Origin of the sequence: Pseudoalteromonas sp. 1CM17D (genome assembly GCF_023161805.1) — a bacterium.
In the GTDB taxonomy this organism is placed as follows: domain Bacteria; phylum Pseudomonadota; class Gammaproteobacteria; order Enterobacterales; family Alteromonadaceae; genus Pseudoalteromonas; species Pseudoalteromonas atlantica.
The window spans coordinates 88999-105317 of record NZ_JALNTP010000008.1; the positions used below are offsets into that span (position 1 = coordinate 88999).

Below are 16319 nucleotides of genomic sequence, written 5' to 3' on the forward strand. Positions count from 1 at the left end.
GGAGGTTATTATGGGTTTATTAGTTGATGGTCAATGGCATGACAAATGGTACGACACCGACTCGAATAATGGTAAATTTAAACGCGAAGCAGCGCAGCTTCGTAATTGGATCACAAAAGATGGCAGCCCTGGACCTACAGGAAAGGGCGGATTTAAAGCGCAAGCAAATCGCTATCACTTATATGTTGCCTTAGCGTGCCCGTGGGCGCATCGCACACTTATATTCAGACAGCTAAAAGGCCTAAGCGATATTATTAGCGTATCGGTAGTCAGCCCAGATATGTTAGATAAGGGGTGGAGCTTTGATAAAGATAACCTCAGTAGCGGCGATGATTTATTTAATAGTGAATACTTACATCAAATTTATACCAAGCACGATAAAAATTACAGTGGGCGAGTAACTGTGCCTGTGCTTTGGGATAAGCATCAAAATAAAATTGTTAGCAATGAATCTGCAGATATTATTCGTATGTTTAATACCGCATTTAATGAAATTACGAATAATATGGATGACTATTACCCACAATCACTACAGGCTGATATTGACGAAATTAACGACCTTGTTTATACCAATATCAATAACGGGGTATATAAAGCGGGTTTTGCAACCACACAAACAGCATACGAAGATGCATTTACTGCGTTATTTAAAGCACTTGATAAAGTAGAGGGCATACTAAGTAAAAATCGTTACCTGATGGGGAGCACATTAACTGAAGCGGATTGGCGTTTATTTACCACACTCATTCGGTTCGATAGCGTGTATGTAGGGCATTTTAAGTGTAATTTACGCACCATTGAAAGCTACCCAGCGCTGAGTAACTATGTACGTGAGTTATACCAAATAGAGGGAGTAGCCAGTACGGTTAACCTTGAGCATATTAAGCGACATTACTATTTTAGCCACACGATGATCAACCCAACGCAAATTATTCCAAAAGGGCCGGCGTTAAACTTTAGCCAAAATCATAATAGAGACGAGTTGGGCTAAGAGGTATTAGAAGGCATTATAATAAGCGGCAATTGCACTTTTAAAAAAGCTTTTATAAATGCAATTGCTGCTATGCAAATAACTTTACCAGCCAGCCGTATTTTCGCACAAAGCTGGTTTCGCTTTTGCCAGCTTGAACAGTTGCTCCGGCTAAAAAGGCTGATGCCAATCCTACCTTGGTGGCTGCAAAGCGCTTAAAGCGATACTTTATTGCTGCATGGTGCTGGCGTTTTAATGCATGCTGTAAATCCATTTGCTTATTTAACGTGTCAACGTTCTCATTGGGTTCTTTAATTAGAAAATTAACGAGCATGGTTATTTCCTTATAGATTTAAAAGTTGCTTTAAACTTTTAATCGTTTTACTAAAGCCAATTTTATTGCTTAGGTATACGGTATTTCGCCAAAGCCAAATTAAACAAATTATTTGCGCGAGTGCAGCAGTAGCAAAGCTAAGCCAAACCGAGCCAAATAAATCATATACACCGTAGCCAATTGCACCTAGTAAGCCGGCCCACAACAAAATCAAACCACTGGCAAAACATCCTAAAAATATAGTGATCAACGCCATTGATCGTAACGACAGCTTCCACTCAGCCTTTGCAAGTTGGTGGGTAAGCTTTCCTTGCGTTTTATAATCCTCCTTGAGCTGGTCAGAGTATTCAATGATCTTTGCTATATGATCCTGCCAATCATCCTTTTGGCTAGGGTCATCAGTTGTTTGATTTTGAGCATTACCGTCCGTGGTTGCTGTTGTTTGTGAGCTACTCATTATTTATTACTTACGACGAAATAATGACGTTACAAGCATACCCGCCGCAAAAGCAATACCCGCTGTTGCTAGCGGATTTTCTGAGGCAAAAGCACGCGTTTTTGCGCTGCACTCAGTTAGTTTTTCACGAGCAATAAGTTGTTTTTCGCTTAGTGCTTCTGCAGAGCTTGAAGCGCCTTTACGTACGCTTGACTCAGCAACTGATGCCTTGCTTGAAAGTGCATCTACTGCATCGTGTGCTACAGACGTTGCTTTTTCAGTCAACGGTGCCTCACTCTCTTTTTGTTTAAGATCAGGTTTCATGTTTGTTTCAGTATTCGGTTTTGTATTTGTTGCAGTAGCCATAATCAATCCTTAATAAATAAAATAAAAAAATTTAACTGGTGCTATAGCAGATGCAACGATTAAACCAACCATTAAAAATAATTTAACCACTTGATTTTATTGTTTTTATATATTTAAGGTAGGGTGCGGTAGATTAAATAAAAAGCAGCATGAAGTAAGTATTGCTGCTGTGCTAAGTAAATTTTACATGCCTATAAACCTAGGGCCTGTTTACCTTTCGAGATTTAATTTGCAGCAGTCTGTTTGGGATTTAGGCAAGGTAGAGCCTATGTAGTGTGGTTATTCCCCATAAATAGGCGATAACGACGTATAAATGTCAAACAGGCGCTGCCCGAAGGGTTCTGCCTAGGGAGCATTTACTCTTTGTTACTCGGTTTTTACTTAGCCCACTAGGTTACAAACCTCACGCCGCGATTAAATACCCCCTAGATTGAACAAATTATAATCCTTAAAGGTCAACAGGCCCTAGATTCATTTTTTTGTAATTATTCATTGATTATTCAGTAAGCAAATTATGTAAACCAAACGTTATTAGTATCGCTTAAAAAAAATTTTATCTACTACCTCCACTTTTTCCCACGTAATTCAATCGCTTTGCGTAAAGCCTTATTTTTTCTAGCTTAGCGAGACGTTAAAGCTGGTCAGCTTACTTGACAAAAAGGCTTGTCAAGCCCTAAACTGGAGCACTGTGGTAAAAAGTGGTTTTTAGTGGATCTAACTGGATCAAATTAATCGAAACTCGATTACACAATTTAAAAGTAGGCTTTTTATGTTTCGTGGCGCTAGTTCACTGAGCTTGGATGATAAAGGACGTTTTGCGGTACCGACTAAGTACCGAGACGCTTTGCTGTCTGAAGATCAAGGAACGGTAATATGTACCATTGCGCTAAACGAGCCGTGTTTATGGTTGTATCCTCTTGCACAGTGGCAAGAAATAGAAAGCCGCTTATCTAAAATCTCTAATATGAATCCACGCGCTCGCCGAATGCAACGTATGTTGTTAGGTAATGCCACAGAGTATCAACTTGATAAAAATGGTCGAATTTTGCTGGCGCCTTCATTGCGTAGCCACGCAGAACTTGGCAAAAAGATCATGCTAGTTGGTTTAATGAATAAATTTGAAATTTGGGATGAAGCGCGTTGGCACGAACAAATGCGCCAAGACACTGAGCTGGAAAGGCTCGGCGATTTTGAAGCAAACCAAGATTTAGATAATTTCACACTCTAACGGCACTAAAAAAGGCAAACACAAGCTAATGACTGCGCAATTTGAACACGTATCCGTATTAATGGACGAAACCATCGATGCTCTTGCAATTAAGCCAGACGGCATATACATGGATGGTACTTTTGGACGTGGTGGACACTCAGGTCAAATACTTGCTCGACTTGGTGAGCAAGGGCGTTTACAGGCCATTGATCAAGACCCACAAGCAATAAAATCGGCTGAAAAATTTGCCGATGACGCACGCTTTGCTATAGCTCACACCCGCTTTTCTAACTTATACGATGTAGCAGAGCAAAACGATCTGTTAGGTAAAGTTGATGGCATTTTATTAGATATTGGCGTGTCCTCCCCCCAGCTTGATGACGCAGAGCGTGGCTTTAGCTTTATGAAAGACGGCCCTCTTGATATGCGCATGGACCCAACAAGTGGGCGCAGTGCAGCGCAGTGGCTAGCCGAAGCTGAGCTTGAAGACATTACCCATGTAATTAAAACCTACGGTGAAGAAAAATTTGGTAAGCGTATTGCCCACAAAGTACTTGAGGTAAGAGAGCACACGCCAATTACTACAACCAAGCAACTTGCCGATTTAGTCGATGAAGCGGTGCCCGTTAAAGATAAATTTAAACACCCAGCCACACGTACATTTCAGGCAATCAGAATTTACATAAACAGTGAACTGGAAGAAATTCAAACCGCACTGCAAGCCGCTGTAAAAGTATTAAAGCCAGGTGGGCGTTTAGTGGTTATTTCGTTTCATTCACTTGAAGACAGAATAGTGAAGCAATTTATTAGAAAACAGAGTAAGGGAGAAGCGATACCCAGAGGTCTGCCTTTAACCGACGCACAAATAAATAAAAACCTGACGTTAAAAGCAGTGGGTAAAGCTATTAAACCAAGTGCTGAAGAAATTGAGCGTAATCCACGCTCTCGCAGCTCAGTACTTAGGATTGCACAGAGGCTTGGATGAACACTAAAGCGAATCATCGCCAACCCAATTTATTTTTAGAAATATTAAAAGGCCTAGGAGCTAACAAGCTAACCTCGGCCTTGTTGGTTGTGATATTCGCTTCAAGCTTTGCAGTAGTGCAGGTTACGCACTCGGCTCGCGCGCAGCTAATTAAGCAAGATACGCTGCTACAAGAGCGAGATGAGCTCGACCTTGAATGGCGTTATTTACTTGTAGAAGAAGAGTTTTATTCGCAGCATGCGCGCATTGAAGAAGTTGCTACCACGCAGCTTCAAATGAAGCGCCCTACCAGTCAGGATGAACAGGTAATAATAATACAATGAGAAATCGCGGCAAAAAACAGGTCAATAACTTAATCACATGGCGCTTTATGTTGGTGTGCACTGTGGTGTTTTTAGTGTTTGTAACACTGGTGTCGCGTGCTGCCTATTTACAAGTTATTGAGCCAGATAAAGCCCGTTCAGAAAGCGATAAACGCACCGTTCGTGTAGAAAAACTACATGTACAACGCGGTATGATCTTCGATCGTCAAGGCAAAGAGCTTGCTGTAAGTGTGCCTGTAGTCAGTGTGTATGCCGATCCTAAAGCATTGCATAAGTCACTTGTTGCTAAAGTTATAAAACAAGCACGTAAAAACGGTGAAGATCATAAAACGCTTGCAGAAAATGCCGCTGAGCTTGATAAGCGTACCTCTGTTTATTATGAAAATGATCTGCGTTGGCGTGAGCTGGCAGATGTATTACGTATCGATCCTAAAAAAATAAATTCGCGTTTGTTAAATGATCCCACCCGTCGTTTTGTGTATTTAAAGCGCCAAGTTACACCGGCTGTTGCCAACTACATTAGCCAATTACGCTTACCTGGTATTCATTTGTTAGATGAGTCTAAACGTTATTACCCCGCGGGAGAGGTAACGGCCCACATTATTGGTTTTACTAACATTGATGGAAAAGGCATAGAAGGCATTGAAAAACTCTACGAAAATGCCTTAACAGGCGAAGAAGGCCGCCGCACTATTCGTAAAGATGCCCAAGGCCGCGAAGTTGAAGTATTAGATGAGCGTGAGCGTGTAGAGCCTGAAAATATTCAGCTGAGTATTGATCAACGTATCCAAGCAATTGCTTATAAAGCAGTAAAATCTGCTGTACTCACATATAAAGCGACATCGGGGTCGGCCATGGTGGTTGATGTTAAAACCGGTGAAGTTTTGGCCATGGTAAATAGCCCATCATTTAATCCAAATAATTTGAACGATGCACAACCACATAAACGCCGTAACCGCGCAATTACCGATTTGTTTGAACCAGGCTCAACCGTTAAGCCACTAGCCATTTTAGCTGGGCTAGACTACGGCGCAATTAAAGCCGACGACACCATTGATACCTACCCAGGTTGGATGCGTTTAGGCGGCAGTTTAGTAAAAGATACCCGTAACCACGGTGAAATGACGCTTCGCGAAATTCTAAAGTATTCATCAAACATGGGCGTGGCGAAGGTAACGCAGCAAGTACCTAAAGATTACTTAGTTGGCTTATATCAAAAAGTGGGCTTTGGTAGCGATACCGGCACAGGCATGGTTGGCGAAAGTAGTGGTTTATTTTATCCAAACCGCCGCTGGTCTGACTTTGAAATTGCCACGTTATCGTTTGGTTATGCTATTTCGGTAAGTACGGCGCAAATGGCCCGTTTTTACACCATGTTAGGCGCCGGTGGGATTAATCGTCCGTTAACGATTTTAAAGCAAGACGGTGTGCCAGAAGGCGAGCGTATTTTTAAACAAAAAGACGTAGAAGCCGTTGTTCACATGATGGAAAGCGTGTTTGAAAAAGACGGTACAGCCCGAAACATAAAAGTAGATGGCTACCGCGCGGCAGGTAAAACCGGTACTTCTAAAAAGGCGGTTGCTGGTGGTTACGGTGATGAATACGTAGGTTATTTTGCAGGTGTAGCACCGGCAAGTAATCCACGCTTGGCTGTGGTAGTGATGATAAATGAGCCCGGTGGCGATGTGTACTATGGAGGTGCCACCGCAGGCCCTGCATTTGCAGAAATCGTCTCTAACGCATTAAGAATATTAAACGTAGCCCCTGATAAGGAAGAAGTGGCTTACGTAAAAGGTAAAGATAACGATGCGTGATTTAAAGGCTATTTTAAAATACATCGACATAGATGCACCTTCGCAGCTGGTTAAAGATTTACGCCTTGATAGCCGTGATGTAACCCCTGGCGATGTATTTGTGGCTATAAAAGGCCATGCGCTTGATGGCGGACAGTTTATTGCCAAAGCAATTGAAAACGGCGCTACAGCCATTATTGCCGATAGGCTGTGCGAATTTGATGTTACTTTTGAGCCACTGTATTTAGTAACCGAGCTTGATAAAAAACTCCCAGAACTGGCGAGTCAATTTTATGAAAATCCAAGCCAATCTCTCGATTTAATTGGTGTAACGGGCACTAATGGTAAATCTACAACAACGGCTATGATGGCGCATTTAGCGCAGTTTTGTAGTACCCCTTCGGCCATTATAGGCACATTAGGTTACGGCCACCCTGATACACTTACGCCACTTATTAATACCACGCCTTCGGCTGTTGACTTGCAGCACATATTGCATGACTTAAAACAGCAGCATAAAAAGCTTGTGGCGATGGAGGTTTCATCGCACGGGTTAGTGCAACAACGTGTGGCACAATGCCAATTTAAAGCGGCGGTATTTACTAATTTATCGCGCGATCACCTTGATTACCATGGCGATATGACAAGTTATGGCGACGCTAAGCTTATGCTGTTTCGCGATTTTGACCCACAGTTAGTGGTGCTTAATCAAGACGATGGGCAAGCAGAGCAATGGCTTGAAAAATACAGTTTTAATAATCTTATTTGTTATGGTCGTAAAAATTTAGCGCCTAAAAATGCACAGTATGTGTATTTTTCTGATGTTGAGTATTCTAAAAATGGCATTTCGGCGCAATTGAGCACAAGTTGGGGTGATATTAGCGTAACATCGCCTCTATTTGGTGAGTTTAACTTATATAATTTAACTGCGGCACTGGCAACATTGTTGGGGCTAGGTTATCCGCTTGAGCAGTTAGCCGCCGGATGCGCGCATTTGCAACCCGTTGCTGGGCGTATGCAAGCGTTTAGCGAAGTTAATTTACCCACGTGCGTTGTTGATTACGCCCATACGCCAGATGCACTTGCTCTGGCTTTACAAGCATTGCAAAAGCATGTGCCTGGTGGGGTTAGTTGTGTTTTCGGTTGTGGCGGCGACAGAGATAAAGGCAAGCGTGCCTTAATGGCGCAAGCAGCAGAGCAAAATGCAGATAAGGTTATTGTTACCAGCGACAATCCGCGTTCAGAAAACCCAGATGCTATTTTGGCAGATGTGGCAGCGGGTTTATCGCAGCCTGAAAAAGCCCATTTAGAGGCTGACAGAGCAAAAGCCATTCGCTATGCAATAGAAAATGCAAATGCGGATGACGTTATTTTAATTGCCGGCAAAGGCCACGAGGATTACCAAATTATTGGCGATCAACGTATCGACTTTTGCGATCGCAGTTATGTAAAAGAACAACTAAAAAAAGCAGTAAGAGGGATAACTCAATGATCCCAATGGACTTTGATTGGCTGGCAAATGTGCTAGCAACCGATTATCAAGGTGATAATCTCAATGTAGTAAATATTAATACCGATACCCGGAGCATTTGCGACGGTGAGGTGTTTTTAGCTTTAAAAGGGCCTAATTTTGATGGCCATAAATTTATTGCTGACGCTAAACAAAAAGGCGCTATTGGCGTTATTGTTCAGCATAAAGTAGATGTAGATATTGTGCAGTTTGTTGTTAGCGATACCCGTATTGCATTAGGTAATATAGGTGCGGCGGTTATGGCGCAGGTTAACCCAAAAACCATTGCCATTACGGGCAGCGTGGGTAAAACAACGGTAAAAGAAATGTGCGCCGCTATTTTATCGGTGCACGGTGATGTGCTTGCTACAAAAGGTAATTTTAATAACGATATTGGCGTACCACTTACGCTATTACGTTTAGAGCCGCAGCACCGTTTTGCTGTTATAGAGCTTGGCGCTAATCATTTAGGCGAAATTGCATACACTACCGCCATGGCAAAACCCGATGTAGCTGTGGTGTGTAATGTGGCCGCTGCGCATTTAGAAGGCTTTGGTAGTCTAATGGGAGTTGCTAAGGCAAAAGGTGAGATTTTTGATGGCCTAAAAGACGATGGCGTTGCCATTGTTAACTGCGATAGCGAATTTAGCCAATACTGGCTTGATAAATTAAAAGGGCGCACTGTTAAGTGTTTTTCAAGTACTGAAAAACTTGATATTTGGGCTGAAAATATCAGCCTAGATGAAAACGCTCGCGCGAGCTTTTTATTGTGTACACAAGATCAAAAAGTACCTGTAACGCTTGCTCTTCCTGGTAAGCACAATGTGAGTAACGCGCTTATTGCCGCGGCTTTAACCAGCGAGTTTGATGTATCACTTGAAGAGATAGCCACCGCACTTGCCACCATGGGCGATGTGAAGGGGCGTGTAAACTTAATAAAAGTAACTGATTCACTGACCGTTATTGATGATACCTACAATGCAAATGTTAAGTCGGTAAAAGCAGCAATTGATTTATTAAGCGATATTCAAGGGCACCGTATTTTAGCACTGGGCGATATGGGAGAGCTTGGTGAGCAAGCCAGAACTTATCATCAAGAAGTAGGCGAATACGCAAAACAACAAGGCATTGATGAGCTGTATACGCTGGGTGTGTTAAGTAAATACGCAAGCGATGTATTCGATAAGCCAAACCGTCATTTTTCTAACCGCGAAGAGATGCTCAAGCAAATTCAAACCAGTCTTAATAACACAAACAATAAAACCACGCTTGTGGTGAAAGGATCGCGCAGTTCTCGCATGGAATTATTAGTAACCGATTTAGTAAATGGCCAGCAACAAGCCATCAATGGAGTATCATAATGTTAGTTTGGCTGGCAGAGTATTTAACCCAATATTACAGTGGCTTTAATGTTTTTTCGTATTTAACCTTACGTGCCATTTTAGGCATATTAACAGCGTTAATGATGTCGCTTTATTTTGGCCCTAAGCTCATTCGTTCGTTACAAAAAATGCAAATTGGCCAAGTAGTGCGTGATGATGGCCCCGAATCTCACTTATCTAAAAAAGGTACTCCTACTATGGGAGGCTTACTTATTTTAGGCGCCATATTTACCAGCACCTTATTATGGGCTGATTTATCAAACAAATACGTATGGGCAACCTTATTTGTAATTGGCTCATTAGGTTTAGTGGGCTTTATAGATGACTACCGTAAAGTAATACGTAAAGACCCTAAAGGGCTAATTGCTAAATGGAAGTATTTTTGGCAATCGGTTATTGCTCTAGTGGTGGCAACTGCACTGTATGCAACGAGTACGCAAGCGTCAGAAACCTCACTTGTTGTGCCATTTTTTAAAGATGTTTTGCCACAACTAGGCTTGTTTTACATTGTAATTACTTACTTTGCATTAGTAGGCACTTCAAACGCGGTAAACCTGACTGATGGCTTAGATGGCCTGGCGATTGTGCCGACTATTTTAGTGGCTGCTGCACTGGCGATAATTGCTTATTTAACCGGTAATATTAACTTTTCGGCTTACTTACATATCCCGCATTTACCGCTTGCTAGTGAGCTGGTGGTTGTGTGTACCGCTATTGTTGGCGCTGGGTTAGGCTTTTTATGGTTTAACACATACCCAGCACAGGTGTTTATGGGAGATGTAGGGTCGCTGGCACTTGGCGGCGCGCTGGGCATTATTGCTATTTTAGTACGCCAAGAGCTACTGCTTATTATTATGGGCGGCGTGTTTGTAATGGAGGCTTTATCGGTAATTTTACAAGTGGGCTCATACAAATTACGCGGACAGCGCATTTTTAGAATGGCGCCGATTCATCATCATTACGAGCTAAAAGGTTGGCCAGAGCCACGTGTTATTGTGCGCTTTTGGATAATTTCAATTGTGCTAGTACTTGCTGGCCTTGCGACATTAAAGATTCGATAAATGCAGTATTTAAACGAGATAAAAAACAAACATATAACAGTGCTCGGACTCGGTGTAACCGGTCTGGGCATTGTGCGTTTTTTATTATCTCATGGTTTTGCACCAAAGGTCGTTGATAGCCGTGTTGCGCCACCAGGTATGGATTGGCTAAGCGAGCATGCTCCTGAGCTTAATACGCATTTTGGTGATTTAGCTAGCGCCGCGCTTTGTAAAACCGATATGATCATCATAAGCCCCGGGCTTAGCTTAAAAATTCCCGCAATTGCTCAAGCAATAGAGTCAGGCATTGAAGTAATTGGTGATGTAGAGCTATTTGCTCGTATAAATACAAAACCGGTTGTTGCTGTTACTGGTTCTAATGGTAAATCAACCGTTGTTACCTTAGCCTACGAGGTATTAAAAGCTGCAGGTTATAAGGTGGCATTAGGTGGCAATATTGGCACTGCGGTATTGGATTTACTAAGCGATGATTTTGATGTGTATGTGCTGGAGCTTTCGAGTTTTCAGCTAGATACCTGCTCAAGCTTAAAACCAATAAGCGCAGCGGTATTAAATATATCTGAAGATCATTTAGATCGATACGACAGCTACCAAGCCTATATCGACTCTAAATTAAGTATTTATAACAATGCTGAGCTTTTAGTAACCAACGCAGATGATATTCAAACTAAGCCTATTAGTCGCGCTTTAGCGCCGCAAATGAGCTTTGGCAGCGACCAAGGTGATTACCACTTAGCTGAGCGCAATAATGAGCTGCACTTTATAGTAAAAGGCGAGGCGTACTTACCTGTTAGCACGCTTGCGGTCGTTGGTAAGCACAATTACTTAAATACACTTGCGGTTATGGCGTTATTAAGCCCGTTTGATATTAGTAAAGAACAGTACGCAGCGGCGCTTTCTCAATTCAATGGTTTAGCGCACCGTTGCCAGTTTGTTGATGAGCAACATGGTGTTCAATACTTTAACGACTCTAAAGCCACCAATGTTGGCGCCACTATAGCAGCAATAGATAGTTTGGCCTCAGATCACGAAAACCTGATTGTAATAGCCGGTGGGGATGCTAAAGGCGCTGATTTAAGTGCGTTAAAGCCATATATAAAAAGTCATGTAAAAGCGCTTGTATGCTTTGGTAAAGATGCAGCAGAGCTTGCTGCTTTAACGAGTAAATCGCACTTAGTAAACACAATGCAAGAGGCGGTATCGCTCGCTAAAGTACTTAGCAAGCGCGGTGACATTGTATTACTTGCGCCTGCCTGTGCCAGCATTGATATGTATAACAACTACATGCAACGCGGTGATGACTTTGTGCAATGTGTAATGGAAGGGCAATTATGATTGCCTTTGCCGATTTAAAAGAAACACTCACCCCAAAACCCTCAGCACAGCTTTACGATGTGCCACTGCTTTATTGCATGTTAATGCTTATAGGGGTGGGTTTTATAATGGTGACCAGCGCCTCAATGCCTACAGCCGAAAGGCTGTTTGATAACTCATACCATATTACCATTCGCCACAGCATGTTTTTAGCGATGGCATTTGTTTTATTTTGGATTGCTGCCAGCGTGCCTATGGATTGGTGGAAACGCTCAAACCCGTATTTGTTGCTGCTTGGTATGGTGCTACTTATTGCTGTGTTAATAATAGGCCGCGAAGTCAACGGCGCTAAGCGTTGGATACCCATTGGGCCTGTTGGTTTTCAGGTGGCCGAGGCCGCTAAATTATACTTTTTCAGTTATATAGCAGGCTACTTGGTAAGAAAGCGCGAAGAAGTACAAGAAAATATTAAAGGCTTTGCTAAGCCTATCGCTGTATTTGCGGTCTATGCCTTACTTATTTTACTGCAGCCCGATTTAGGAACCGTGGTGGTTATGTTTGTAACAACTGTGGGGCTGTTATTTTTGGCCGGCGCAAAGTTATGGCAGTTTTTTGTACTCATTTTAACGGGCGTAGGGCTTGTTGTATTACTGATTATTGTAGAGCCATACAGAATGGCGCGAGTGGTGGGCTTTTTAGACCCTTGGGAAGACCCATTTGGTAAAGGGTATCAGTTAGTGCAATCGCTTATGGCCTACAGCCAAGGCGGCTGGTTTGGCCAAGGATTAGGTAACAGCGTGCAAAAGTTACAGTATTTACCCGAGGCGCATAACGATTTTATTTTTGCCGTTATAGGTGAAGAGCTAGGCCTTGTAGGTGTAGCAAGTATTTTATGTGTGTTGGCTGTGTTTGTATTTAGGGCGCTTTTAATAGGCCAACAAGCTTTAAAATGTGGTAAAGAATACGAAGGCTATTTTGCGTTTGCTATTGGCATTTGGTTTGCGTTTCAAACCATGGTTAATGTAGGCGCCAGTGCGGGGTTATTACCGACTAAAGGGTTAACCTTGCCGTTTATTTCGTATGGTGGTTCAAGTTTATTAATAATGACGATTGCCACCGGTATTTTATTGCGTGTTGATTTTGAAACTAAAATGGCAACCAAACAAGCCACCTCACGCGGAGGTAAGCGATGAGTAAAAAATTAGTAGTTGTGGCCGGTGGTACAGGCGGGCATATATTCCCAGGTATTGCTGTAGCCGATTATTTAAAAGAGCAAGGCTGGCAAGTAAGCTGGATAGGCACGCCAGACAGAATGGAAGCGGATGTTGTACCAAAGCACAACATTGAAATTGATTTTATTAATGTAAAGGGCGTACGCGGTAATGGCTTAAAGCGTCTTATTAAAGCCCCATTCATGGTACTTAATGCAATATTGCAGGCGCGTAAGGTATTGAAATCTCAGCAACCTGATGTAGTGCTTGCTATGGGCGGCTATGTAACCGGGCCAACCGGCATTGCCGCTAAAAGTTTAGGCATTCCACTGGTGATTCATGAGCAAAATGCAGTAGCAGGAATGAGCAACAAGTGGTTGGCAAAATTTGCTAACAGAGTACTTGCTGCGTTTCCAAGCGCCTTTGCACCAGGGCAAGCCGAATTAGTCGGTAACCCAGTTCGTGCAAGCGTTGCTAATGTAGCTAAACGTGATGTTTCAAGCCCTATTAATATTTTAGTGGTAGGTGGCTCGCTAGGCGCACAAGTGCTTAACCAAACACTGCCAGAGGCGTTTAATTTACTTGCTAAAACAGCGCCAATTAAAGTGTGGCACCAAACAGGTAAAGGCCATATTGAGGGCGTGAAAAGCGCGTATGCGCAAAACAACATTACAGATGAAGACCTAAAAGTTGCTGAATTTATAGATGATATGGACGCCGCCTACGCGTGGGCCGATATTGTTATTTGCCGTGCTGGTGCACTGACTGTTAGTGAAATTGCCGCCGCGGGTAAAATGGCTGTATTTGTGCCGTTTCCACATGCGGTAGACGATCATCAAACCGCCAACGCAAAATATTTAGTAACCGCAAATGGCGCGCTTTTAATGCCTCAGCCGCAGTTTAATAAAGATTCAATAGTCGAGCTATTAAACCCGTATTTGGCAAAGCCTATATTAATTAAACAAATGGCCAGCAATGCTAAGCAGCAAGCCATTTTAGATGCCACAGCAAGCGTTGCCTCGCACTGTGAGCAAGTAACAAATAAGAGAAAATAAGTGAAAGATAAGTCAATACAAGAACAACAAACTCGACCTGCTATGCGTCGAATAGAAACCATCCATTTTATTGGTATTGGTGGTGCGGGTATGGGCGGCATTGCTGAAGTACTGGCTTTTGAAGGCTACCGCATTACAGGCTCAGATATAGCGCACAGCGCAATGACCGAACGCTTAATTAAAGCCGGTGCAGAAGTATTTATAGGCCATCACGAAAACAACGTAAAAGATGCCAACGTAGTTGTTGTTTCAAGTGCTATTGACGAAACAAACCCTGAGATTATTGCTGCAAAAGCAGCGCGTATACCGGTAGTTCGCCGTGCAGAAATGCTTGCCGAATTAATGCGTTTTCGCCATGGCATTGCCATTGCGGGCACACATGGTAAAACCACAACAACCAGTTTAATTGCCAGCATTTATGCTCAGGCAGGGCTTGATCCTACTTTTATTATTGGCGGCTTATTAAATAGCGCGGGCAGTAATGCAAAAGTGGGCAAGAGCGACTTTTTAATTGCTGAGGCAGATGAAAGCGATGCATCGTTTTTGCATTTACAGCCTATGGTATCGGTGATCACCAATATTGAAGAAGATCACATGGAAACCTATGGCGGCAGTCTTGAGAAAATGAAAGACACTTATGTGGACTTTATTCATAACCTGCCATTTTATGGCTTAGCCGTAGTGTGCATAGACTCGCAGGTAGCAAGTGAGCTGATCCCGCGTTTTGGTCGCCCTGTGATCACGTATGGCGAGTCAAAAGATGCCGACTACCGCATGAGCGATTTTAGCCAATCAGCAAGTACTTGTACTTTTACAGTGACACATAAAAGCGGTGAAAGCTTAAGTGCAACGCTTAATATGCCAGGTAAGCACAACGCACTGAATGCCACGGCGGCAATTGCAGTGGCCAAAGATCAAAACATTGCTAACCACGCAATTTTAGAGGCGCTGCAAAAATTTGAAGGCATAGGACGACGCTTCCAGCATTATGGCAACTTTGAAAACGAGCGCGGCAATGTCATGCTGGTGGATGATTACGGACATCACCCATCAGAAGTTGCTGCCACCATTGCAGCGGTACGCGAAGGCTGGCCAGAAAAGCGTTTAGTTATGGTTTATCAACCGCACAGGTTTACCCGTACACGCGATTTATACGAAGACTTTGTAAAAGTATTAGCAGATGTAGATCAACTTTTATTACTTGATGTGTACAGTGCCGGCGAAGAGCCTATTGTTGGCGCAGACAGTAAAAGCCTGTGCCGCAGCTTACGTCAGCGCGGAAAAGAGCCTCTACATGTAGCAACGAGCGCAGAGCTTGCGGGTGTGCTGGCCGATAACTTACAAAATAACGACTTAGTTTTAACGCAAGGCGCTGGTAATATAGGACAATTGGTTAAAACATTAGCGGCAACAGGTATGTCGGTGGAAAAATTAAAGCAAGGTGAAGTATGACGCAAGCAAACGCGCAATTTGGTAAAGTAGCAGTACTGCTTGGGGGTAACTCAGCAGAGCGCGAAGTGTCACTACGTTCAGGGCAAGCGGTGCTTAATGCACTACAAAATGCCGGCGTTGATGCCATTGCTTTTGACCCGCAAAATCGCTCTTTGTGGGAGCTAAAAGAATTACAGGTCGATCGTGTTTTTATTGCTTTGCATGGCCGTGGTGGCGAAGATGGTACAGTGCAAGGCGCGCTTGAATTTATGAACTTGCCATACACGGGCAGCACTGTATTAGGTTCAGCCTTGGCAATGGATAAAGTACGTTGTAAGCATTTATTTAAATCTGCAGGGCTAAGTACAGCGCCTTATGCAGTTGTTGATGCTAAAAAAGGCTTTGATGCAAAAGCTATTATGGATGAGTTTAAAAAAGTAATGGTGAAGCCATCGCACGAAGGCTCAAGCATAGGTATGGCGCAAGCAAGTACCGCTCAAGAGCTTGAAGATGCTCTTACACATGCTTTTAAGTTTGATAGCCAAGTGTTAGTAGAGCAGTGGATAACCGGCCGCGAATTTACCGTGACTGTATTAGGCGATGAAGTACAGCCTGTGATTGAAATGACGACTCCAAATGGTTTTTACGATTACCAAGCTAAGTATCAATCAAATACAACACAGTATCATTGCCCTGCAGATTTATCGGCGCAAGATACACAGCACTTACAGGCTATCTCGTTAGAGGCGTTTGATTTAGTGGGTGCAAGCGGCTGGGGCCGTGTAGATGCCATGCAAGATGAGCAGGGGAATTTTTATTTATTAGAAGTAAATACAGTCCCTGGCATGACCGAAAAATCGCTGGTGCCCATGGCGGCAAAAGCAAACGGGGCAACATTTGAGCAATTAGTTGTTCGCATTTTAGGGCAAACGCTTTAA

Annotated in this window: 16 protein-coding genes; 13 read left to right on the forward strand and 3 right to left on the reverse strand. The window is 43.0% G+C overall.

Annotated elements, in window-relative coordinates:
- Positions 1–10 precede the first annotated feature (10 nt).
- Positions 11–991 carry a glutathione S-transferase family protein gene (locus MSC25_RS14415; RefSeq protein WP_248443813.1) on the forward strand — a complete coding sequence of 327 codons (981 nt, stop codon included), beginning with the start codon at positions 11–13 and terminating at the stop codon, positions 989–991.
- A gap of 70 nt (positions 992–1061) precedes the next feature.
- Here MSC25_RS14415 and MSC25_RS14420 read toward each other — a convergent pair whose 3' ends face one another.
- From MSC25_RS14420 to MSC25_RS14430, 3 genes are read right to left on the reverse strand one after another with little or no spacing between them, the layout of a single operon-like run.
- Positions 1062–1304: a hypothetical protein gene (locus MSC25_RS14420; protein ID WP_004589129.1), complete on the reverse strand. Its 243-nt coding sequence runs from the start codon at positions 1302–1304 to the stop codon at positions 1062–1064.
- A gap of 10 nt (positions 1305–1314) precedes the next feature.
- A complete protein-coding gene (locus MSC25_RS14425) occupies positions 1315–1761 on the reverse strand; it encodes a hypothetical protein (protein ID WP_004589130.1) in 447 nt (148 codons plus the stop codon).
- Between the two features lie 6 nt (positions 1762–1767).
- Positions 1768–2106, reverse strand: coding sequence for a hypothetical protein (locus MSC25_RS14430; RefSeq protein ID WP_004589131.1), 339 nt, complete (start codon positions 2104–2106; stop codon positions 1768–1770).
- A gap of 769 nt (positions 2107–2875) precedes the next feature.
- Here MSC25_RS14430 and mraZ point away from each other — a divergent pair.
- Genes mraZ through MSC25_RS14490 form a run of 12 tightly spaced genes read left to right on the forward strand, consistent with a single transcriptional unit; the run spans position 2876 to position 16319 of the window.
- A complete protein-coding gene (gene mraZ, locus MSC25_RS14435; RefSeq protein WP_004589407.1) occupies positions 2876–3334 on the forward strand; it encodes a division/cell wall cluster transcriptional repressor MraZ in 459 nt (152 codons plus the stop codon).
- 28 nt (positions 3335–3362) lie between these two features.
- Positions 3363–4301, forward strand: a complete 939-nt coding sequence (gene rsmH / locus MSC25_RS14440) for a 16S rRNA (cytosine(1402)-N(4))-methyltransferase RsmH (RefSeq protein WP_004589408.1) — start codon at positions 3363–3365, stop codon at positions 4299–4301.
- Positions 4298–4624: a cell division protein FtsL gene (gene ftsL, locus MSC25_RS14445; RefSeq protein ID WP_024033306.1), complete on the forward strand. Its 327-nt coding sequence runs from the start codon at positions 4298–4300 to the stop codon at positions 4622–4624. The genes rsmH and ftsL overlap by 4 nt, the downstream gene beginning before the upstream one ends.
- Positions 4621–6438 carry a penicillin-binding transpeptidase domain-containing protein gene (locus MSC25_RS14450; protein WP_024033305.1) on the forward strand — a complete coding sequence of 606 codons (1818 nt, stop codon included), beginning with the start codon at positions 4621–4623 and terminating at the stop codon, positions 6436–6438. The genes ftsL and MSC25_RS14450 overlap by 4 nt, the downstream gene beginning before the upstream one ends.
- Positions 6431–7909, forward strand: a complete 1479-nt coding sequence (gene murE, locus MSC25_RS14455) for a UDP-N-acetylmuramoyl-L-alanyl-D-glutamate--2,6-diaminopimelate ligase (RefSeq protein ID WP_248443814.1) — start codon at positions 6431–6433, stop codon at positions 7907–7909. The genes MSC25_RS14450 and murE overlap by 8 nt, the downstream gene beginning before the upstream one ends.
- Positions 7906–9288, forward strand: coding sequence for a UDP-N-acetylmuramoyl-tripeptide--D-alanyl-D-alanine ligase (gene murF / locus MSC25_RS14460; protein WP_248443815.1), 1383 nt, complete (start codon positions 7906–7908; stop codon positions 9286–9288). The genes murE and murF overlap by 4 nt, the downstream gene beginning before the upstream one ends.
- Complete coding sequence (gene mraY / locus MSC25_RS14465; protein WP_004589413.1) at positions 9288–10370, forward strand: phospho-N-acetylmuramoyl-pentapeptide-transferase; 1083 nt, start codon at positions 9288–9290, stop codon at positions 10368–10370. The genes murF and mraY overlap by 1 nt, the downstream gene beginning before the upstream one ends.
- On the forward strand, positions 10371–11705 hold the full coding sequence (gene murD, locus MSC25_RS14470) for a UDP-N-acetylmuramoyl-L-alanine--D-glutamate ligase (protein ID WP_248443816.1): 1335 nt from the start codon (positions 10371–10373) through the stop codon (positions 11703–11705).
- Positions 11702–12877: a cell division protein FtsW gene (gene ftsW / locus MSC25_RS14475; RefSeq protein WP_004589415.1), complete on the forward strand. Its 1176-nt coding sequence runs from the start codon at positions 11702–11704 to the stop codon at positions 12875–12877. The genes murD and ftsW overlap by 4 nt, the downstream gene beginning before the upstream one ends.
- A complete protein-coding gene (gene murG, locus MSC25_RS14480) occupies positions 12874–13950 on the forward strand; it encodes an undecaprenyldiphospho-muramoylpentapeptide beta-N-acetylglucosaminyltransferase (protein WP_248443817.1) in 1077 nt (358 codons plus the stop codon). Before ftsW ends, murG begins: the two co-directional genes overlap by 4 nt.
- Positions 13951–15402, forward strand: a complete 1452-nt coding sequence (gene murC, locus MSC25_RS14485) for a UDP-N-acetylmuramate--L-alanine ligase (protein WP_004589417.1) — start codon at positions 13951–13953, stop codon at positions 15400–15402.
- On the forward strand, positions 15399–16319 hold the full coding sequence (locus MSC25_RS14490; protein WP_054982320.1) for a D-alanine--D-alanine ligase: 921 nt from the start codon (positions 15399–15401) through the stop codon (positions 16317–16319). The genes murC and MSC25_RS14490 overlap by 4 nt, the downstream gene beginning before the upstream one ends.

Excerpts from the sequence above, each read along its gene's own strand:
- MSC25_RS14490 (WP_054982320.1), top strand. The coding sequence starts at position 15,399 with ATGACGCAAGCAAACGCGCAATTTGGTAAAGTAGCAGTACTGCTTGGG.
- murF (WP_248443815.1), top strand. The coding sequence starts at position 7,906 with ATGATCCCAATGGACTTTGATTGGCTGGCAAATGTGCTAGCAACCGAT.
- ftsW (WP_004589415.1), top strand. The coding sequence starts at position 11,702 with ATGATTGCCTTTGCCGATTTAAAAGAAACACTCACCCCAAAACCCTCA.
- MSC25_RS14450 (WP_024033305.1), top strand. The coding sequence starts at position 4,621 with ATGAGAAATCGCGGCAAAAAACAGGTCAATAACTTAATCACATGGCGC.
- MSC25_RS14425 (WP_004589130.1), bottom strand. The coding sequence starts at position 1,761 with ATGAGTAGCTCACAAACAACAGCAACCACGGACGGTAATGCTCAAAAT.
- MSC25_RS14415 (WP_248443813.1), top strand. The coding sequence starts at position 11 with ATGGGTTTATTAGTTGATGGTCAATGGCATGACAAATGGTACGACACC.
- mraY (WP_004589413.1), top strand. The coding sequence starts at position 9,288 with ATGTTAGTTTGGCTGGCAGAGTATTTAACCCAATATTACAGTGGCTTT.
- rsmH (WP_004589408.1), top strand. The coding sequence starts at position 3,363 with ATGACTGCGCAATTTGAACACGTATCCGTATTAATGGACGAAACCATC.
- MSC25_RS14420 (WP_004589129.1), bottom strand. The coding sequence starts at position 1,304 with ATGCTCGTTAATTTTCTAATTAAAGAACCCAATGAGAACGTTGACACG.
- murE (WP_248443814.1), top strand. The coding sequence starts at position 6,431 with ATGCGTGATTTAAAGGCTATTTTAAAATACATCGACATAGATGCACCT.
- murG (WP_248443817.1), top strand. The coding sequence starts at position 12,874 with ATGAGTAAAAAATTAGTAGTTGTGGCCGGTGGTACAGGCGGGCATATA.
- ftsL (WP_024033306.1), top strand. The coding sequence starts at position 4,298 with ATGAACACTAAAGCGAATCATCGCCAACCCAATTTATTTTTAGAAATA.
- mraZ (WP_004589407.1), top strand. The coding sequence starts at position 2,876 with ATGTTTCGTGGCGCTAGTTCACTGAGCTTGGATGATAAAGGACGTTTT.
- MSC25_RS14430 (WP_004589131.1), bottom strand. The coding sequence starts at position 2,106 with ATGGCTACTGCAACAAATACAAAACCGAATACTGAAACAAACATGAAA.
- murD (WP_248443816.1), top strand. The coding sequence starts at position 10,371 with ATGCAGTATTTAAACGAGATAAAAAACAAACATATAACAGTGCTCGGA.